At 70.6% G+C, this 20,259-nt stretch carries 15 protein-coding genes; 11 read left to right on the top strand and 4 right to left on the bottom strand.

Annotated features, from left to right (window positions below; translation table 11 throughout):
* Positions 1-91 precede the first annotated feature (91 nt).
* On the bottom strand, positions 92-355 hold the full coding sequence (locus ACZ6TU_RS26015) for a WhiB family transcriptional regulator (RefSeq protein ID WP_010034659.1): 264 nt from the start codon (positions 353-355) through the stop codon (positions 92-94).
* A gap of 727 nt (positions 356-1,082) precedes the next feature.
* On the opposite strand from ACZ6TU_RS26015, the gene ACZ6TU_RS26010 reads away from it, so the two are divergent.
* The 4 genes from ACZ6TU_RS26010 to ACZ6TU_RS25995 are packed head-to-tail and all read left to right on the top strand — an operon-like array spanning position 1,083 to position 5,003.
* Complete coding sequence (locus ACZ6TU_RS26010; RefSeq protein WP_467673474.1) at positions 1,083-1,589, top strand: cysteine dioxygenase; 507 nt, start codon at positions 1,083-1,085, stop codon at positions 1,587-1,589.
* A gap of 34 nt (positions 1,590-1,623) precedes the next feature.
* A complete protein-coding gene (gene cofD / locus ACZ6TU_RS26005) occupies positions 1,624-2,583 on the top strand; it encodes a 2-phospho-L-lactate transferase (protein WP_469551365.1) in 960 nt (319 codons plus the stop codon).
* On the top strand, positions 2,580-3,908 hold the full coding sequence (locus ACZ6TU_RS26000) for a coenzyme F420-0:L-glutamate ligase (protein WP_467673470.1): 1,329 nt from the start codon (positions 2,580-2,582) through the stop codon (positions 3,906-3,908). Before cofD ends, ACZ6TU_RS26000 begins: the two co-directional genes overlap by 4 nt.
* Positions 3,909-3,968: 60 nt before the next feature.
* On the top strand, positions 3,969-5,003 hold the full coding sequence (locus tag ACZ6TU_RS25995; RefSeq protein WP_467673468.1) for a DNA-3-methyladenine glycosylase family protein: 1,035 nt from the start codon (positions 3,969-3,971) through the stop codon (positions 5,001-5,003).
* 208 nt (positions 5,004-5,211) lie between these two features.
* Here ACZ6TU_RS25995 and manB read toward each other — a convergent pair whose 3' ends face one another.
* Positions 5,212-6,294 carry a mannose-1-phosphate guanylyltransferase gene (gene manB, locus ACZ6TU_RS25990; RefSeq protein WP_467673466.1) on the bottom strand — a complete coding sequence of 361 codons (1,083 nt, stop codon included), beginning with the start codon at positions 6,292-6,294 and terminating at the stop codon, positions 5,212-5,214.
* A gap of 134 nt (positions 6,295-6,428) precedes the next feature.
* The gene (locus ACZ6TU_RS25985) at positions 6,429-7,775 is read right to left on the bottom strand and encodes a peptidoglycan recognition protein family protein (protein ID WP_467673464.1); all 1,347 of its coding nucleotides are present in this window, start codon (positions 7,773-7,775) and stop codon (positions 6,429-6,431) included.
* Between the two features lie 150 nt (positions 7,776-7,925).
* On the opposite strand from ACZ6TU_RS25985, the gene ACZ6TU_RS25980 reads away from it, so the two are divergent.
* The 6 genes from ACZ6TU_RS25980 to ACZ6TU_RS25955 all read left to right on the top strand — a co-directional run bounded on the left by ACZ6TU_RS25980 (position 7,926) and on the right by ACZ6TU_RS25955 (position 17,415).
* Positions 7,926-8,681: a TIGR03089 family protein gene (locus ACZ6TU_RS25980; protein ID WP_467673462.1), complete on the top strand. Its 756-nt coding sequence runs from the start codon at positions 7,926-7,928 to the stop codon at positions 8,679-8,681.
* Between the two features lie 233 nt (positions 8,682-8,914).
* Positions 8,915-10,051 carry an LCP family protein gene (locus ACZ6TU_RS25975; protein ID WP_469551402.1) on the top strand — a complete coding sequence of 379 codons (1,137 nt, stop codon included), beginning with the start codon at positions 8,915-8,917 and terminating at the stop codon, positions 10,049-10,051.
* 238 nt (positions 10,052-10,289) lie between these two features.
* Complete coding sequence (locus ACZ6TU_RS25970) at positions 10,290-12,029, top strand: LCP family protein (protein ID WP_467673460.1); 1,740 nt, start codon at positions 10,290-10,292, stop codon at positions 12,027-12,029.
* A gap of 75 nt (positions 12,030-12,104) precedes the next feature.
* Positions 12,105-13,739, top strand: coding sequence for an LCP family protein (locus ACZ6TU_RS25965; protein WP_469551358.1), 1,635 nt, complete (start codon positions 12,105-12,107; stop codon positions 13,737-13,739).
* A 226-nt stretch (positions 13,740-13,965) separates the two neighbouring features.
* Positions 13,966-15,723: an LCP family protein gene (locus ACZ6TU_RS25960; protein ID WP_467673456.1), complete on the top strand. Its 1,758-nt coding sequence runs from the start codon at positions 13,966-13,968 to the stop codon at positions 15,721-15,723.
* A gap of 90 nt (positions 15,724-15,813) precedes the next feature.
* The gene (locus ACZ6TU_RS25955; RefSeq protein WP_469551356.1) at positions 15,814-17,415 is read left to right on the top strand and encodes an LCP family protein; all 1,602 of its coding nucleotides are present in this window, start codon (positions 15,814-15,816) and stop codon (positions 17,413-17,415) included.
* Between the two features lie 51 nt (positions 17,416-17,466).
* Here the strand turns inward: ACZ6TU_RS25955 and ACZ6TU_RS25950 are convergent, their stop codons facing one another.
* Positions 17,467-18,519, bottom strand: a complete 1,053-nt coding sequence (locus ACZ6TU_RS25950) for a glycosyltransferase family 2 protein (protein WP_467673452.1) — start codon at positions 18,517-18,519, stop codon at positions 17,467-17,469.
* A 127-nt stretch (positions 18,520-18,646) separates the two neighbouring features.
* Between ACZ6TU_RS25950 and ACZ6TU_RS25945 the strand changes: the two genes are divergently transcribed.
* Positions 18,647-20,131, top strand: coding sequence for an LCP family protein (locus ACZ6TU_RS25945; protein ID WP_469551351.1), 1,485 nt, complete (start codon positions 18,647-18,649; stop codon positions 20,129-20,131).
* Positions 20,132-20,259: the final 128 nt, after the last annotated feature.

Raw genomic sequence — 20,259 nt, 5'->3', positions numbered from 1 at the left:
CCCGCCGCCTGTGGATAACCCACCTGCGACGGGCCGTTCGAGCCGTGCGTACGTACGTATGTGTGCTGTCCGGGTATCGCGCCGTCCGGGATCAGACCGCTGCCTTCTTCAGCCGGCGGCGCTCCCGCTCGGACAGGCCGCCCCAGATGCCGAATCGCTCGTCGTTGGCGAGGGCGTACTCGAGGCACTCGGAGCGGACCTCGCAGGCGAGGCAGACCTTCTTGGCCTCCCGGGTCGAGCCGCCCTTCTCGGGGAAGAAGGACTCGGGATCGGTCTGGGCGCACAGTGCGCGCTCCTGCCAGCCGAGTTCCTCGTCCGCGTCGTCGACCAGCAGTTGCTGCACCGTCTCGGTCATGTGCGCCCCTCGTCTGTCTTTCGCGTCCCCGTGATCTAGCCGTTACCGATTCCGGCTGAACGACACGAGTGAAATTACAAGTGTGCTGCTCCGGGCGAGTCAAGCCGAGATCTGCTATTGAGCCCCTTATTCACTCTGCGGAACCAAGCCCAAGCGGAAAGTGTTCAAATCACCATAAAACCTGACACACCGACGGAGCCCGCAGGGTTCACGCCGTCCGCCGGACCCCTTGCGGACCTGTACGGAGAAGGACGCCCAGAGGTTCGATCTCGTTCCGACACGCACCCCGAAGCGAAACGGATCACAGTCGGATCACGAGTACGCAACGGGGTTTCGTGCGCCCGGTTGGACGCCATGTGTCCCGGGCGGGCGATGAACAAACCTTTCATCTGAGTGAACGACCGGATGAGGTGAACCACATCCCACATACCGGGTGCCGAGTTGACAGTGAAGGTGTTAACCGGTGTCCTAGTGGGCATGCTCGCGAACTTGGCACTCACCTCGACCCGCTCCGCCGGGTCCCTCGGTGCTGCCCACGCTCGCTGTAGCTGTTGCTGTTCCAGCTGTTGAGCCCAACGCGCTCCGGCTGCCGCTGAGTCACCCACGACTCGGCCGCTGTCGTCCCCGCTCCACCAGGGCACTGCTCGTCGCCGCCCGCGACCCGGGCACACACGACGCGGCACCCCCCACCGACTTTCCACTCCTTGCCGAGGAACCACCGCACCCCATGAACAGCGACAGCGACCTCCAGATCGCCGGCGACATCCTCGAAGTCCCGCACCTGCTCCAGACCCCGCGCGAGCACCCGGCCACCGTCGCCGAGTTCGTCGGACTCGCCCGCTCCATCGCCGCCGACCGCTCCCAGTGGGAGCACCTCGTCCGGTACGACGCGACCAGCCGCTGGTACCACCGGCTGCGCACCGGCCCGGGCTACGAGGTGTGGCTGCTGTCCTGGGTGCCCGGGCAGGGCAGCGGGCTGCACGACCACGGCCGCTCCTCCGGTGTGCTGACCGTGCTGGACGGCACGCTGACCGAGCGCACGGAGGGGGGCACACACGCCTTGCGGGCAGGCGCGCAGCGCGTTTTCGCGCCGGGGTACGTGCACGAAGTCGTGAACGACGCGCTGGAGCCGGCGGTCAGCCTGCACGTCTACTACCCGGGCCTGACGGAGATGCCGATGCACACCGCCCAGCAGTGCGAGGCCCGGAGCGTACAGGGTGGCGTGACTGCCTGACCGGTTGTCGTAGGCGCCTGCAAGACTGGCTTCCATGCGCATTGTGGTTCTGGCAGGCGGCATCGGTGGTGCCCGGTTCCTGCGTGGTCTGAAGCGGGCCGCGCCGGACGCGGACATCACGGTCATCGGCAACACCGGGGACGACATCCACCTCTTCGGGCTGAAGGTCTGCCCGGACCTCGACACGGTGATGTACACGCTCGGCGGCGGCATCAACGAGGAGCAGGGCTGGGGGCGCGCCGACGAGACCTTCCACCTCAAGGAGGAGCTCGCGGCGTACGGCGTCGGGCCCGAGTGGTTCGGCCTCGGCGACCGGGATTTCGCCACGCACATCGTGCGGACGCAGATGATCGGCGCCGGATATCCGCTGAGCGCGGTGACTCAGGCGCTGTGCGACCGCTGGAAGCCGGGCGTGCGGCTGATCCCGATGTCCGACGACCGCGTCGAGACCCACGTGGCCGTCGAGATCGACGGCGAGCGCAAGGCGATCCACTTCCAGGAGTACTGGGTGCGGCTGCGTGCCTCGGTGCCCGCGGAGGCGATCGTGCCGGTGGGTGCCGACCAGGCGAAGCCCGCGCCGGGTGTGCTGGAGGCGATCGCCGAGGCGGACGTGATCCTCTTCCCGCCGTCCAACCCGGTCGTGTCGATCGGCACGATCCTCGCCGTGCCCGGCATCCGGGAGGCCATCGCCGACGCCGGAGTGCCCGTGGTCGGCCTGTCCCCCATCGTCGGCGACGCGCCCGTGCGGGGCATGGCCGACAAGGTGCTCGCCGCCGTGGGCGTCGAGTCGACCGCGCCGGCGGTGGCCGAGCACTACGGCTCGGGCCTGCTGGACGGCTGGCTCGTCGACACGGTGGACGCCGGTGCGGTGGAGCGGGTCGAGGCGGCCGGGATCCGCTGCCGGGCAGTGCCGCTGATGATGGCCGACACCGACGCGACCGCGCAGATGGCGCGAGAGGCCCTGGCACTGGCGGAGGAGGTGCGGGGAGCTTGAGCGGCGAGGTCCCGGAGAACCGGCAGGGTGCCGACGGGTACCGGGTGTGGGCCCTGGGCGGGATGCCCGAGGTCGCGGCCGGGGACGAGCTGGCCAAGCTGATCGCGGCCGCGGAGCCCGGTCTGGCCGACGGGGACGTACTGCTGGTCACGTCGAAGATCGTGTCCAAGGCGGAGGGCCGGGCGGTCCGGGCGACCGACCGGGAGGCGGCCATCGACGCCGAGACGGTACGGGTGGTCGCCCGGCGCGGCAGTCTCCGGATCGTCGAGAACCGGCAGGGCCTCGTCATGGCAGCGGCCGGGGTGGACGCGTCCAACACCCCGTCCGGGACGGTGCTGTTGCTGCCCGAGGACCCGGACGCCTCCGCCCGAGCGATCCGCGACGGTCTGCGGGACATCCTCGGCGTCGACGTCGGTGTCGTCGTCACCGACACGTTCGGGCGGCCCTGGCGCGCGGGGCTCACGGACGTCGCGATCGGCGCCGCCGGAGTACGCGTACTGGACGATCTGCGCGGCGGCACGGACGCGTACGGCAACCCGCTCAGCGCCACCGTCGTCGCCACGGCCGACGAACTCGCCGCGGCCGGCGACCTGGTCAAGGGCAAGGCGGCCGGGCTCCCCGTCGCCGTGGTGCGCGGCCTGCCGCACGTGCTGGCGCAGGACGACGGAGAGGGAGCGCGGGCCATGGTGCGCGGCGCGCGCGACGACATGTTCCGGCTCGGCACGTCGGAGGCGATACGGCTGGCGGTGACCCAGCGGCGTACGGTCCGGGCCTTCACGGACGAGCCCGTCGACCCCGGAGCGGTACGGCGGGCGGTGGCCGCGGCGGTGACGGCGCCGGCGCCGCACCACACCACCCCGTGGCGATTCGTGCTGCTGGAGTCCCTGGAGTCCCGGACGCGGCTGCTCGACGCCATGCGTGACGCGTGGATCGCCGATCTGCGGCGGGACGGCAAGACGGAGGAGTCCATCGCCAAGCGGGTGCAGCGGGGGGACGTGCTGCGGAACGCGCCGTACCTCGTCGTCCCCTGTCTGGTCATGGACGGTTCGCACACCTACGGCGACGCGCGGCGCGACGGGGCCGAGCGGGAGATGTTCGTGGTCGCCACGGGCGCCGGCGTGCAGAACCTCCTGGTCGCACTGGCCGGCGAGCGGCTGGGGTCGGCGTGGGTGTCCTCGACGATGTTCTGCCGGGACGTGGTGCGTGAGGTGCTGGGACTGCCGGCGGACTGGGATCCGATGGGCGCGGTGGCGGTCGGGCATCCGGCGGAGGAGCCGCGGGCGCGGCCGGAGCGGGACGCGGAGGCTTTCATCGAGGTGCGGTGACCGGCGCCGGCCGGCGCCTACGCTTAACGCTGCCCCTCTCGTATCCCAGGGACTTCACTCATGGCAGGACGGTTCGCTCCTCGACCCACCCTCCCCCACAGCCCTGAGGGCGTGGGAGGTGCCCCCACGACCGTGCGCGGCGGGCATGACGGCGTCGCCGGAGGCGTGCCGCGGCAGGCGGCGGGGCCTGGGCGGGTGCGCGACTGGGTGCCGGACGGGCCGCTGGATCTCGGTCTGGTGCTCGGGCCGCTGCGGCGCGGGCCGGGTGATCCGACGTTCCGGGCGATGCCGGACGGGTCCGTGTGGCGGGCCTGCCGTACGCCCGCCGGGCCCGGGACGCTGCGGGTCCGCGCGTACGGCGGTGGGGTGCGCGGCCAGGCCTGGGGTCCCGGGGCGGAGTGGCTGCTGGACCGGTTGCCGGAGCTGCTCGGGGCCGCCGATGATCCGTCCGTGTTCGTGCCCCGGCACCGGCTGGTGGCGCTGACCCGGCATCGGCGGCCGGGGTTGCGGCTGACGCGGAGCGGGCTGGTGCTGGAGTCTCTGATTCCGTCGATTCTGGAGCAGAAGGTCACGACCGATGAGGCGTATCGGGCGTGGCGGTTGCTGGTGCGGAAGTTCGGAGAGCCGGCGCCTGGGCCTGCGCCCGGGCGGATGTATGTGATGCCGGAGCCTCGGACGTGGGCGTTGATCCCGTCGTGGGAGTGGCATCGGGCCGGGGTCGACAACAAGCGGGCGTCGACGATTCTGCGGGCCGTACGGGTCGCCGCGCGGCTGGAGGAGGCCGTGGGGATGGAGCCGGGGGCGGCTCGGGCGCGGCTCGAGGTGGTGCCCGGGGTCGGGCCGTGGACGTCGGCCGAGACGGTGCAGCGAAGTCATGGGGCGCCGGACGAGGTGACCGTGGGGGATCTGCATCTGCCCGGGATCGTGGGGTGGGCGTTGGCCGGGGAACGGGACGCTGATGACTCCGTGATGCTGGAGTTGCTGGAGCCGTACGCGGGGCAGCGGCATCGGGCGGCTCGGTTGATTCTGCTGAGTGGGAGGGGGCCGGGGCGGAGGGCGCCGAAGATGCCGCGGTGGGATATCGGGGGGTTGTGATGGGCGGTCCGGTTTCCAGCGCCTTTTGTTGCCGGCGTCCGCTTCCAGGGGCTCGGCGCTGCCGCTGAGGCCGGGGCGTTGCGCAGCCCGGCGGAGCGGGGTGCCTCCCCCAAGCCCTTCGAGCAGGGGGTACCCCCAGCGCCCAATCGTGCCGCCCTTGGCGGCACGATTGCCCGCAGCGGCGGCCTGCGGCAGCAGCCCGTAGAGGCTACTGGTCAGAGGAGAAGCGGACCGAGGCTGCTGGTATGCGGGCGTCGCACCAGATGCGGGCGCCGTCGCGGAGTTCGTTGTCGGGGCCGATGATCGCGCCGTCGCCTATGACCGTGCCGGTGAGGACGGAGCGTTCGCCGACGCGGGCTCGGGTGCCTATGAGGGAGTCGGTGATGACCGCGCCGGGTTCGATCACGGCACCCGGGAGGATCGTGCTGCCGAACACGCGGGCGCCCTCGGCGACGAAGGCGCCCTCGCCGACCACCGTGCCGCCGGACAGCTTCGCGTCGGCCGCGACCGTCGCCGTCGGCAGGACCAGACGGTCGCCGCAGCGGCCGGGGACCGCCGGGGAGGGGGCCCGGCCCAGGACCAGGTCCGCCGAGCCCCGGACGAATGCCGCCGGTGTGCCCAGGTCCAGCCAGTACGTCGAGTCGACCATGCCCTGGAGGTGCGCTCCGGCGGAGAGGAGGTCGGGGAAGGTCTCCCGCTCCACCGACACCGGCCTGCCCAGCGGGATCGTGTCGATGACCGAGCGGCGGAAGACGTACGCCCCCGCGTTGATCTGGTCGGTGACGATCTCCTCGGGCGTCTGCGGCTTCTCCAGGAACGCCAGGACCCTGCCCGTGTCGTCCGTGGGTACGAGGCCGTAGGCGCGCGGGTCCGTGACCTTGGTGAGGTGCAGGGAGACGTCCGCGCCCGTGGTCTCGTGGGTGTCGACCAGAGCCCGGATGTCGACACCCGTCAGGATGTCGCCGTTGAAGATCAGGACCGGGTCGTCGGGGCCCGAGTGCAGCCGCGACGCCACGTTGCGGATGGCGCCGCCCGTGCCCAGGGGCTCCTCCTCCGTCACGTACTCGAGGTGCAGCCCCAGCGCGGAACCGTCACCGAAGTACGGCTCGAAGACCTCGGCCAGATACGACGTGGCCAGGACGATGTGCTCGACACCCGCCGCTCTCGCTCTCGCCAGTTGGTGCGTGAGGAAGGGCACCCCGGCCGCCGGCACCATGGGCTTGGGCGTGTGCACCGTGAGCGGGCGCAGCCGGGTCCCCTTGCCGCCGACCAGGAGGATCGCTTCTGTCACGTGTCGTCTCTGCTTCCTGCCAGGACCGGCCGAACTGTCTTTCGGCCGGTCAGTGTATGCAGATCGTTCCGTGGCGCCTTCGTCGGCCGTGCGGCATTCCGCCCCTGCCCCCCTCGACGGCGGTGAACGTGTTGTCAGCGGCCCTGGTAGCGGGCCGCCTTGGAGCGGGCCGAGCCGAGCTTGCCGTAGAGCTTGCGTCCCGGGCACTCCGTCGCGAAGCCGTCCCGGTGGCCGGAGATCACGTTCAGTCGTACCTTCTTACCTTTTCGGTAGAGATTGCTACCACCTGACGTCAGGTATGTCTTTCCCCGCGGGTTCATCCGGTACAGCCCCAGCTTCCACGCGCTGAGCCGGGCGACGGCCGTGACGGCGGCCGACGACGGTTTCTTGGCGCCGTACGACCCGAGGACGGCGATCCCCATGCTGTTGGTGTTGAAACCAAGGGTGTGCGCGCCGAGGACCGGCTTGGCCACGCCCCCGGCGCGACCCTCGTAGATCTTTCCGCACTTGTCGATGAGGAAGTTGTAGCCGATGTCCCGCCAGCCCATGCTCTTGACGTGGTAGCGGTAGATACTGCGGATGAGTGACGGGGACTGCGAGCAGCGGTAGTTGTTGCCGCTGGCCGTGTGGTGCACGAAGGCCGCCTTGACCTTCTTCGTGTACCGGAAGCCCCGCTCCCGCAACCCCTCGTTCGCGCCCCAGCCGCGCCGGGTGACGATGCTCGGGCGCGGGCCGACGTACGGCTTCGCCTGCTGCTGCGCCGTCAGCTCGCGGGCGAGGCCGGCGGCGCGGGAGTTGTCCGCGGCGGCGCCGGACGGCGGGGCGTCATCGCCCGGATCGACGAGTTCGAGGCGGAGGCCGGAGGGGAGCGGGGGCGCGGCGGGCAGGTTGCGGGCGCCCGTGCCGTGGTCAGCGGAGTCGGCTTCCGCACTCTCGGGTTCGGAGCGGACCCGGAGTTCCACGCCGTCGGAGTCCCCCACCCACAGCGGTGCCGTGGCGCCGCGGACGCGGCCCGACGTGCTCTCGGGGGTGCCCCGGTCGGCCGCGTGGTCGGCGTTGTGCGTCTCGACGTCCTGCCAGCCCGACCAGGCGCCGGTCTCCGCGGCTCGGGTGCGGACCTGGACTCGGCCGTGCAGTTCGGCTTCGGGGTCCTCCCAGACGACGCCGACGAGGGAGAAGTGGCGTACGGCACGGCGGGGCAGGCCCTGCTCGGGGGCACCGGGGGCGGTGGGGGTGGCGCGGTTGCCGGTGAGAGGTTCCAAGGGGAGGGACTGGGTGCTGCCGGGGGCGTACGGTTCGGCCGCCCGCCGGTCGGTCATGGTCGTGTCCGGTGTCCCCGCATGGGGCGCGGGTCTCGCGGTCGAGGCCGCTTCCGTGGTCGGTACCGGTCTCGCCGTCGCCGCGACAGCGGGCGGAGTGAGGGGGAGGGCCAGAGCGGCCGCACAGGTGACACCTATCGAAGAAGTAAGAAGTCCATGCATACCACTGATCTTGGACATAGTCCTATAAGTCTGTCCATTTGGGAGTTGACGGACCGTCGGCCGGGATTCGGCCGAACCGGTGGCGGATTCACGGCGGGGCGGTGGCCCGGCCGTTGGGTCCAGGCTTGGGTGCCGCGTACGCTTGCGCGGGTGAACGCCACCGATCGCACCCCTGCCGACCTGCTGAATTCCGCGCTCGCCGGGGATCCGGGACGTCCCCTGGTGACCTTCTACGACGACGCCACGGGCGAACGTGTCGAACTGTCCGTGGCCACCTTCGCCAATTGGGTGGCCAAGACCGCCAACCTCCTCCAGGACGAGCTGTCCGTCGAGCCCGGGGACCGGGTGGCGCTGCTGCTGCCCGCGCACTGGCAGACGGCGGTGTGGCTGCTGGCGTGTTCGTCGGTGGGAGTCGTCGCGGACGTTGCGGGGGATGCGCGGGCGGCCGATGTCGTGGTGAGCGGGCCGGACGAGCTGGAGGCGGCGCGGGCGTGTTCCGGGGCGCGGGTCGCGATGGCGCTGCGACCGCTCGGCGGGCGGTTTCCGCAGGTGCCCGAGGGGTTCGTCGACTACGCGGTGGAGGTGCCGGGACAGGGGGACCGGTTCGTGCCGTATGCGCCGGTGGATCCGGAGGGGCCTGCGCTGATTGTGGCGGGGCGGGAGTTCAGCGGGGCGGAGGTCGTCGAGCGGGCTCGGGCGGAGGCGACGGGGCTGGGGTTGACCGGACCTGGGTCGCGGATTCTGTCGGGGTTGCCGTATGGCACGTGGGAGGGGCTGAACGCGGGGTTGTACGGGCCGTTGGCCACGGGGGGTTCTGTGGTGTTGTGCCGGCATCTGGAGCGGGCGGGGGACGGGGTGCTGGACAAGCGGGTCGAGAGTGAGCGGGTCACGGCTATGGCCCGGTAGGCCGTTTCGCGCCCTGAGGCGGCACCGCGGCCAAGGCGACCGCCTCTCCCCCGTTCGGTCCATCCCCACCCCACCCCCACCCTCCATCCAGGCCAGAGTCGTATGAGCAGTGCGCGCACGTTCGTACGACGTGAGGGGTGGTCTCTGTCGTGGGCGACACCGGGAGGCTCGGGCCGGGGGCCGGCGCCTCGGCCAGTGGGCCGGGGCTGGTACGGCGGCGTCGGCGGCGGTGGATGCGGATCGGGGCGTTCGGGGCCGCCGGTGTCGCCGTCGCGGCCGGCGGGGCCGGGTGGGTCCTGTACGCGAAGCTCAGCGGGAACATCACGCCCGATGAAGCCGCCGCCGCCGAGCTCGCGCGGTACGAGAAGGAACGGCCCACCTCGCTGGTCAAGGACGCGCGGAACATCCTGCTGATCGGGTCGGACTCGCGCGAGGGCGACGACAACGCGCGCTACGGGCGGGACTCCGGGACCGAGCGGTCGGACACCACGATCCTGCTGCACCTGTCCGCGGGCCGGGGCAGCGCCACCGCCGTCTCCCTGCCCCGGGACCTGATGGTGGACCTGCCGGGCTGCCGGCGCCCGGACGGGTCGCGCAGCACGCCGCGGTTCGCCGCCTTCAACCAGGCCTTCCAGGTGGGCGGTTCGGCCTGCACCATCCGGACCGTCGAGAAGCTCACCGACATCCGCGTCGATCATCACGTCGTCGTCGACTTCCACGGCTTCAAGGAGATGGTCGACGCGGTCGACGGCGTGGAGGTGTGCCTGCGGGAGCCGATCGACGACCGGGCCGCCAAGCTCCGGCTCCCCGCCGGGCGGGTGACCCTCGACGGCGAGCAGGCGCTCGGTTATGTCCGCGCCCGCAAGACGCTCGGCGACGGCAGTGACACGGAGCGCATGGAGCGTCAGCAACGATTCCTCGGGGCACTCGTCAACAAGGTGCGCAGCAATGACGTCCTGCTGAATCCGGCGAAGCTGTATCCCGTGCTGGACGCCGCCACGTCATCTCTCACAACCGACCCGGATCTGGCCAGTCTTCGCGGTTTGTACGAACTCGTGCGCGGGCTGCGCGACATCCCCATGGAACGCGTGCAATTCCTGACCGTTCCACGGGCGTCGTACGCGTACGACGCCAATCGCGACCAACTCGTGGAGCCCGAGGCGGAGAGGCTGTTCGAGCGGCTGCGTACGGACACACCCGTGGCGGTGGCCAGGGACGTTCCGCGCGGTTCCGCCCCGCTGAGGCCTTCCGATTCGCCAGACCGGTCGTACGGGGATTCGCATCCGGGGCCCTTTGCGAAGCCCGCCGTCACCGTTTCTCCTCCACCGACGTTCCGGGGGAACACGGCAGCCGAGGACACCTGCGAGTAAAGCGGACGCCAAGGCAACTCCAAGGTAATGAACTCTTCACCTGAGAAATGGGCGAATTGCCCAGGTGTAGGGACGTGGAATTTGTCACCGTCGTCGTTCGGCACTGAACTGGGCAGTTAGTGTGAGCGATCCGGTGCGCCCGGCTCTGAGGACGGTCCTGAGGTCGCGCACTGTGACCGAGACCCTGGTGCCTTGGAGGGGGAGGCGCCGCGTGCCCCGACGGAGGAAACAGACAACCGTGGACGCGCAAGGCCGTGGGCGGGCGGACGATATCGATCCCGCAGACCAGTGGGTGCTCAATCCGAACACCGGCGAATACGAACTGCGACTGCCCCCTTCCCCTCCGCAGTCGGGCGTCCCCAGCCCCCGCAGGCCTCCGGCCCCCGACGCGGACCCGCCGGCGCGCGGCCGCACGGAGACACCCAGGAGGCCGCGGCCCGAGACGCCGGACCGTGCGGTGCCGTCGCGCAGGCGCCGCGGGGCACCGGAGGAACCGCTGCCGGGGCGGCGCGGGCGGCGGCCGGCCAAGAAGGCCGCGAAGGGGAAGAAGGCCCTGCTGTGGACCGGCGGCGCGATGGCGTTCGTGCTGGTCGCCGGGGCGGGTGCCGCGTACTTCTACATCGAGCACCTGAACGACAACATCGCGTCCGTCTCCGACGACGGCGCGAGCACCGGTGGCTTCCAGAAGGACAAGGCCATCAACATCCTGCTGATCGGCACCGACAAGCGCACGGGCGCGGGCAACGAGAAGTACGGCGACGCGGGCAGCGTCGGGCACGCCGACACCACGATCCTGCTGCACGTCTCCAAGGACCGTTCGAACGCGACCGCGCTGAGCATCCCGCGTGACCTGATCGTCGACGTGCCCGACTGCCCGACCACGCAGGAGGACGGGTCGCAGAAGATGATCCCGGGCACGCAGCAGGCCCGCTTCAACACCAGCCTCGGCCAGGACGGCCGTACCCCCAGCTGCACCATGCGGACCGTGACCGAGCTGACCGGGGTCAAGCCGGACAACTTCATGGTCGCCGACTTCAACGCGGTCAAGACGCTGACCAGCGCGGTCGGCGGGGTCGAGGTCTGTCTGGGCAAGGACATCGACGACCCGGACTCGCACCTGAAGCTGTCGAAGGGCACGCACACGATCGCGGGCGAGCAGGCGCTGGCGTTCGTGCGCACCCGGCACGCCGTCGGCTTCGGCGGCGACCTGAGCCGGATCGGGCTCCAGCAGCAGTTCCTGAGTGCGCTGATGCGCAAGCTGAAGTCGAACGACACGCTCACCAGCCCTTCGAAGATGCTCGATCTGGCCGAGGCGGGCACGAAGGCGCTGACCGTCGACTCGCAGCTGGACAGCATCAGCAAGCTCAAGGACCTCGGTCTGGAGCTGGGCAAGCTCGACACCAAGAACCTGACGTTCACCACGACCCCGGTGATCGACAACCCGGCGGAGAAGGTCAAGACCACGGTCGTACTGAACGAGTCGACGGCCCCGCAGGTCTTCGACATGATCAAGAACGACGTCTCCTTCACCGCGGTCAAGCAGCAGAAGAAGAAGGAGGCGGCCGCGGTGGCCGCCCGACTGAAGGGCAGCAAGGCCCCGGCCTCCGATGTCCGGGTGCGGATCCTCAACGGCGGTGCCGACCCCGGCAGCGCCCAGGAGACGCTCAGCTGGCTCCAGGTCGAGGAGGGCGTGACCAAGTCGGAGAACGCCGGCAACGCGCCCGCCGAGCTGGCGAAGACCACGCTCGAGTACGCCCCCGACCAGGCCGACCAGGCCCGCCGCCTCGCTGACATCATGGGCCTGTCCGGGTCGGCGATGAAGCCGGGCGAGAGTGTGGAGAACGACCAGGGGCTGCCCGCGATGACCCTCACCCTCGGCAAGGACTTCAAGGGTGCGGGCGCCTCCCTCACCGCTCCGTCGAAGGCGCCGGAGGGTGTCCAGAAGTCCACGGCGGACAAGGTCGAGTGCGCCGAGTGACCTGACAGGCCTGCCGTACGTCTCACAGGGCGTACGACAGGCCTTGTCCGGCGGACGCGGGGGTGGGAAGAGCAGATGGCACAGAGCAGCAGTGTGTACGGGGAGGGGACCAGGCCGGGTGCCGTCCCGAGCGAGCCGGTCCCGGGCAGACCCGCCGGGCCGGGCGGTGGGGACGGCCGGGGAGGCCGTCGGCCCGGCCGGGGGCGCCGCGCCCTGCGCTGGTCGGCGACGTCCCTCTCCGTGCTGATCCTCGCGACCGCCGGCGCCGGCTACCTCTACTACGAGCACCTGAACGGCAACATCGAGAAGGGCCTGCGCAGCAGCGGCGACTCCAAGGCGCGCAAGACCGCTCCGAACGCGGCCGGGCAGACGCCCCTGAACATCCTGCTGGTCGGCTCCGACAGCCGTAACTCGGACGAGAACGTGAAGCTGGGCGGTGCCCGCAAGGACCGCGGCAATCCGCCGCTGGGCGACGTGCAGATGCTCATCCACCTGGCCGCGGACCGCAAGAGCGCCGCCGTGGTGAGCATTCCACGCGACACCCGGGTCGACATACCGAAGTGCACCGACCCGAAGACCGGGCGGACGTACCCGCCGGTCAACACGATCATCAACGCCTCGCTGGCCCGTGGCGGAGCGGGTTGCACGCTCACGACCTGGGAGAGCCTCACCGGGGTCTACATCGACCACTGGATGACGATCGACTTCGCGGGCGTGGTGAAGATGGCGGACGCCATCGGCGGGGTCGAGGTGTGCGTGCGGCAGAACGTGTGGGACCGCGCGCTGCCCGGCGTGCCCGGCGGCTCGGGTCTGAAGCTGACGGCCGGCCGGAAGAAGGTCCAGGGCGAGCAGGCGCTCCAGTGGCTGCGCACCCGGCATGCCTGGGGCAGCGACCCGCTGCGGGCCAGGGCGCAGCACATGTACATGAACTCGATGATCCGCACGCTCAAGGCGCAGAACGTCTTCACCGACACCGGCCGGCTGACCGATCTGGCCGAGGCGGCCACGAGGTCCCTGCACGTGTCCGAGGAACTCGGCACGGTGAAGAAGCTGTACGACCTGGGAATGCAGCTGAAGACGGTCCCGACCGACCGCATCACCATGACGACGCTGCCCACCACCGAGGACCCGCAGGACCGCAACCACCTGGTCCCGGCCGGCGCCGACGCCGACCGGGTGTGGGCCATGATCCGCGACGACGTGCCCTTCGACGGCAAGGGCGGGAAGCCGGGCACGAAGAAGACCGGTGAGAAGACTTCCCAGGCGCCCGAGGTGTCGAAGGATCCGGCAGCCGCGGACGACGCGATCGGCGTCCTGGTGCAGAACGCCACGCGCTCCAGCACCCTCGGTCCGGTGAGCGGGCGCGCGGGCGCCATCGCGCGGTCACTGGTGGGGAAGGGTTTCACGAAGGCCGCCGCGGACACCTCGGGCACGCTGTCCGAGGAGCGGACAGTGGTGCGCTACCCGAGCGCCGAGCTGGCGGGTGACGCGCAGCGTGTCGCCAAGTCACTGGGCATTCCGGCGAGTTCGGTGCGGCGGTCGACCGATGTCTCCGGCGTCACGGTCGTCGTGGGCGCCGACTGGCGTACGGGCACGGCCTATCCGAAGCAGCCGGCCCCGAAGGCCGGGGACCTGCCCGGCGACGCGGACGCCCTCAACGGCTCGGACGCCGGGCAGTGCATGGACGTGTACGCGCCCTACCGCTGGTAGCGACCGGAGCAGCAACTCGCCACCGGTCGACGACTTCCTTCCACTTCCTTACATGGAATTGGGCTGAATTGCCCAAATGTATGGACGTTGAATTTGTCATTCAGTACACACCGGCGTTCAACTGGGCGGATAGTGTGAGCGATCCAGTGCTTCTGTGATGACAAGTACCCGTGCGCCTTCCGGGGGGAGAGGGCGCCGCGTGCCCCGACGGAGGAAACAGACAACCGTGGACGCGCAACGCCGTGGGCGGGGGGACCAGATCGACCCCGCAGACCAGTGGGTACTCAATCCGAACACCGGCGAATACGAACTGCGACTGACTCCATCCGGAGCGCAGTCACCGGTGTCCGGGGCAGGCGGATCCACTCCCCCGGCGGGGGCGGGCGGCCGTACGGCGGGACCGCGTAAGGCGGCTCCCCGTGACCCGGCTTCCCGTGCGGGCGCCACCCGCACCGACGTTCCGACCCAGCGCCGGCGGCGCGGTGCGCCCGAGGAGCCGCCGTCCGCGCGGCGCGGTGGGCGACGGCCGGTGCAGCGGAAGCCGAAGAAGGCCAGGAAGGCGCTGATGTGGACCGGCGGCACGATGGCGTTCGTGCTGGTCGGGGTCGGCGCGGCCGGCTACTTCTACCTCCGGCACCTGGAGGGCAACGTCACGACGACCGACGTCGGCAGTGCGGGCGCCAGCAACTTCAGCAAGGACGAGGCCTTCAGCATCCTCATCATCGGCACGGACAAGCGCACCGGTGAGGGCAACGAGGGCTACGGCGACAAGGGCAGCTCCGGGCACGCCGACACCACGATCCTGCTGCACGTCGCCGAGGACCGCTCCAACGCGACCGCGCTCAGCATCCCCCGGGACCTGATCGTGGACATCCCCGACTGCCCGACGAAGCTGGAGGACGGCTCGGAGAAGATCGTTCCGGGGCTTCAGAAGGTGCGCTTCAACCGGAGCCTCGGGGAGGACGGCCGGGACCCGGGCTGCACGATGCGCACGGTGAAGGAGAACACCGGCATCCAGGTCGACCACTTCATGATGGCCGACTTCAACGCGGTGAAGACGCTGACGACGGCGGTGGACGGGGTCGACGTCTGTGTGGAGAAGCCGGTCAACGACAAGGAGTCGAAGCTCGTCCTGCCCGCGGGCCCGTCGAAGGTCGAGGGCGAGCAGGCCCTCGCGTTCGTCCGTACCCGCAAGAGCTTCGGCAACAGCGGCGACCTGGACCGCATCAAGGTGCAGCAGCAGTTCCTGGGCTCGCTCATGCGCAAGATGTCCTCCAGTGACACCCTCACCAGCGCCTCGAAGCTGCTGAAGCTGGCCGAGGCCGCGACCAAGGCGCTGACCGTGGACAAGGCCATCGGTAACGTCGGCACGCTCAAGGACATCGCCCTGGAGCTGAAGAAGGTGCCGACGAAGAACATCGCCTTCACGACCGTCCCGGTGAAGGACAACCCGGCGGAGACGGTGAAGGCGACGGTCGTCCTCAACGAGGCGCAGGCTCCTCAGGTGTTCGACATGATCAAGAACGACGTCTCGTTCACCGAGGTCAAGCAGCAGCAGAAGAAGGAGAAGGACGCCGAGGCCGCGCGGCTGAAGGGCACCAAGGCACCGGCCTCCGAGGTCCGGGTCCGGGTCCTCAACGGCAGTGCCGTCTCCGGTGCCGCGCAGAAGACCCTCCAGTACCTCCAGGTCGAGGAGGGCGTGACCAAGTCCGAGAACGGCGGCAACGCGCCCGCCGAACTGGCGAAGACCACGCTGGAGTACGCCCCCGACCAGGCCGACCAGGCCCGCCGCCTCGCCGACATCATGGGCCTGTCCGGGTCGGCGATGAAGCCCGGCGAGAGCGTGACCAACTCCCAGGGCGTACCCGCCATGACCCTCACCCTCGGCAAGGACTTCAAGGGCGCCGGCGTGAAGCTCGACGCCCCGGTCGAGAAGGCGGACGTGGAGAAGTCCACCGCCGACAAGGTGAAGTGCGCGAGTTGACCCGCTGAGGGCAACTGACAAGCCCGTCATGCGTCTAACAGGAGGCAGGGCGGGCCTGTCGCGTGTGCGGGGGGCGGGAAGGACCGGGAAGTGACGCAGAGCGGTGTGCGGGAGAACGAATCGCGGCAGGGCGTCCGCCGGGAACCGGGCCCGGGTGAGACCACGTCGGCGACGGGCGACACCCCCGGCGGCCAGAGCGGCGAGGGCCGGCCTCGGCGTATCCGGCGGCTGCTGCGGTGGTCCGCAGCCGTGCTCGCCGTCCTCATACTCGGGACGGCCGGGGCCGGATACCTCTACTACCGGCAGCTCAACGGCAACATCAAGAAGGACGCGCTGAACCTCGGCGACAACAAGGTCGCCGCGCCGACGCCGAACGCCGCCGGGCAGACCCCGCTGAACATCCTGCTCATCGGCTCGGACGCGCGGGACACCGAGGAGAACCAGAAACTCGGCGGAGCCCGTGAGACATTCGGCGCCGCTCCGCTGGCGGACGTGCAGATGCTGCTGCACCTGTCCGCCGACCGCACCAACATGTCGGTCATCAGCATGCCCCGCGACACGCTCGTGAAGATCCCGAAGTGCACCGACCCGGACGACGGGAAGGTGTACCCGGGGACCCAGGGGCGGACGATGACCAACCAGAGCCTCGGGAACGGCGGCCCGGGCTGCACCGTGGCCACCTGGCAGGAGCTCACCGGTATCCACATCGACCACTTCATCATGGTCGACTTCGCGGGCGTGGTGTCCATGGCCGACGCCGTCGGCGGTGTCCCCGTGTGCGTCGACGCCAACATCCACTCCCGCACCTCCGACGGCAAGGGCTCGGGCCTGAAACTGGAGAAGGGCACCTCGTACATCCAGGGCGAGCAGGCCCTCCAGTGGCTGCGCACCCGCTACGGCTTCGAGGACGGCAGCGACCTCGCCCGCGCCGAGGCCCAGCACATGTACATGAACGCGATGGTCCGCCGGCTGCGCGAGAACGCCACCCTCAGCAGCCCGAACAAGCTCCGCAGACTGGCCGAGGAGGCCACCCGGGCGCTGACGGTCGACCCCGGCCTCGACACCGTCAAGAAGCTCTACGACCTCAGCGACGAGCTGCGCAAAGTGGAACCGGCGCGCATCACCATGACCACGATGCCCAACCGGTACGTGGGCGCCCGCGTGGAGCCCACGGAGGACGCCGAGCAGCTGTTCCGGCTGGTCCGGGAGGACATCGCGCTGGACGGCAAGGACAAGGACAGCAAGAAGGCGGCGGAGAATGCCTCCACCGACCCGGCCGCCGCCGACGACGAGATCCCCGTCCAGGTCCGCAACGGCACCCGGACCGACAGCCTGGCCGCTGCACGCGGGCGCGCGAGCACCGTGGCCGGGCTGCTGACGGAGGAGGGCTTCGCCCAGGCCGTCGCCGACACCACCGGCTCGTGGAGCGAGGAGCGGACCGTCGTCCGCTACCCGAGCGCCGACCTGGAGGGCGACGCCCAGCGGGTCGCCAAGGCCCTGGGAATTCCCTTGGGTTCGGTGAAACGGTCGACCGACGTCTCCGGCGTCACGCTCGTCGTGGGCGCCGACTGGCGGGAGGGCACCGACTACAAGGCGCCGAAGCGGAACGACAAGACCCCGAAGTCGGCCGACGCCCTCAACGGCGCGGACGACAAGGCCTGCATGCACGTGAACCCGGGCTTCACCTGGTGACGGAAACGGGCCCCTCCCGAGGTGGAGGGGCCCGAACGCGTGCGGTGTGCGTCAGCCGGCGGTCGCGTCCGCCCGGACCGCCGGACGCCGGGAAGCGATGACCTTCTTCGCCAGCGACCGCGGGCTCGTCAGGAAGCCCCAGCCCCACGACATGTGCATGGTGGCCAGCGCCACGGGGATCTGGAGCCGCGCCTTCAGCGGCAGCCCCTTGCCCGCCGGGACCGAGCCGAGCAGGATCGCCGCGAGATAGCCGCCGGGCACCACGAAACCCCACGGCGTCAGCAGCGCGCCCACCAGGAGCCCGGCCCCGATCGCGCACACGGCGGTCGGCGGGGCGAGGTAACGCAGGTTGATCGAGCCCTCGTGGAAGCGGGCGACGACGTGCCGCCAGCGGCCGTAGTCCTTGTACTGCTTGGCGAGCGCCTTCACGCTCGGCCGCGGCCGGTACGACACCCGCAGCTCGGGCGAGAACCAGACCAGCCCGCCGGCCTCACGGATACGGAAGTTCAGCTCCCAGTCCTGGGCGCGGATGAACTCCACGTTGTAGCCGCCCTGCTGCTCCAGCGCCTCGCGCCGGAACACACCGAGATAGACGGTCTCGGCCGGACCCGCCTGACCGCCGGTGTGGAAGGCGGCGTTGCCGACCCCGATCTTCGAGGTCATCGCGGCGGCGACCGCGTGCTCCCAGTCGTTCTCGCCCTCGGCGTGCATGATGCCGCCGACGTTCTGCGCGCCGGTCTCCTCCAGGAGCCGTACGGCGGTCGCGATGTAGTTCGGGGAGAGCATGCCGTGCCCGTCGACGCGGACGACGATCGGATGCCGGGAGGCGTTGATCGCCGCGTTCAGCGCCGCGGGCGTACGGCCGGTGGGGTTGGGGACGGTGTGCACGCGCTTGCTGGTGAGAGACGCGGTTTCGGCCACGAGCTCGGCGGCGATCTCGTCCGTGCGGTCCGTGGACGGACCGAGGGCGATCACGACCTCCATCTCGCCGGCGTACTCCTGCGCGAGGATCGCTTGGACTGCTCCCCGCAGATGCCGCTCCTCGTTGAGGACGGGCATGATCACGGAAACGGCGGGGAGCCGCACGTCGGGATTGGCGTTCATAGGGGCCTCACGTTACCGCGAACGGGGGACACCGGTGCGCGCCGCCGGGGCGATACCGCGGGCCGCAGATCATATCGGCCTACGGTTTCACGGATCCCACATGCGGCCGTCGTCCGGAGGTGTCCCCTTGCCCACGCCGCCGCGGTCCCCCCGGCCCACCGCCATCCCGCAGCGCCGCCCGCAGCCCTCCCCCGGGCGCACCCCGCGCAGGCCCGCGCAGCCCGTACGGCACCGGAAGCAGCGCTGGGGCATGCGGGTGATCACGACCCTGTCCATGGTGGTCCTCGCGTCCGCCGGTATCGGGCACGCGGTGATGACCAGCCTGGACGCGGACATCGCCCGGGTCGACCCCTTCAAGGACATGAAGAACCGGCCGCGAGGGAGCCACGGCATGAACGTGCTGCTGGTCGGCACCGACGGCCGCGAGGAGATCGGCAAGGAGGAGCGGCAGAAGTACCGGCTGGGCGGGGCTCCCTGCCACTGCACCGACACGATCATGATCGTGCACATCTCGGAGGACCGGGAGCGGGCGAGTGTGGTGAGCCTGCCGCGCGACTCGTACGCCGTGACACCCGCGCACGTCGACCATACGACGGGCAAGCGGCACCGGGGGCACCCGATCAGGCTGAACGCGGCGTACGCCGAGGGCGGGCCGCAGCTGACCGTGCGGACGGTCGAGAGCATGACGAAGGTGAAGATCGACCACTATGTGGAGGTCGACTTCACGAGCTTCATGAGGACGGTGGACGTGGTCGGGGGCGTGCAGATCTGCACAGCGGACCCCCTGAAGGACAGCTACACCGGCCTGAACCTCCCGGCCGGGCGGCACACGCTGGCGGGCGGGCAGGCGCTCCAGTACGTGCGCGCCCGGCACGTCGACGGGGCGTCGGACCTCAGCCGGATGAAACGGCAGCAGCGCTTCATGGCGGCGCTCGTGGAGCGGATCACCTCCTCGGGGATCCTCCTCAACCCGATGAAGTTCCGGGACGTGACGCGGGCCGTGCTCGGCTCGGTGCGGGCCGACAAGGGCTTCGGCACGGACGAGATGCTGGACCTGGGCCGGGCCATGCGGAACTTCTCCCCCTCCTCCTCCGAGTTCACGACCGTCCCGATCGGGCGGATGGGATACGCCGTGGAGGGCGTCGGCTCGACGCTGAAGTGGGACCCCGTGAAGGCGGAGCGGCTCTTCCACGCCCTGCGCGAGGACCAGCCGCTGTCCGTGCACCGGCCGCGCGGCGCGGCACGGATCGTCGCGGTCGCCCCCCAGCAGATCCGCGTCCAGGTGGAGAACGGCACGCGCACGCCCGAGCTGGGCCGCCGGGTGGACGCGGCCCTGGCCTCGACGGGCTTCCGGACGACCCGGGCCCCGGTGAACGCCGCCACTCGCGACGTCAAGCGCACGATCGTCGCGCACGACCCCCGCTGGGACCGCTCGGCCAAGTCCCTCGCCACGGCCCTGCCGGGCAGCGAACTCCGCCCGGTCATGGGCCTGGGCGCGACCCTGAAGGTCATCGCGGGCACGGATTTCGAGCGCGTACGCAAGGTACGGGCCGAGGATCCGGGGCAAGGCGAGTTCGGGGTGGTGCGGGGGGATGAGGTGGTGTGCTCGTAGGAGGCAGGGCGCTCGGACGTCAGCCACTCGCACGTGCTGGTCGTCCGTCCCGGGATCCCGGGATCCCGGGATCATGGTCTTCGTCACGGGCGCTGACCGGCCGTGACGCACGCTTGGCGGATTCCTTC

The organism is Streptomyces sp. NPDC052064, assembly GCF_055585925.1.
Note: the sequence above shows the minus strand (reverse complement) of the source record. Positions and strands in the feature narration are given on the sequence as shown.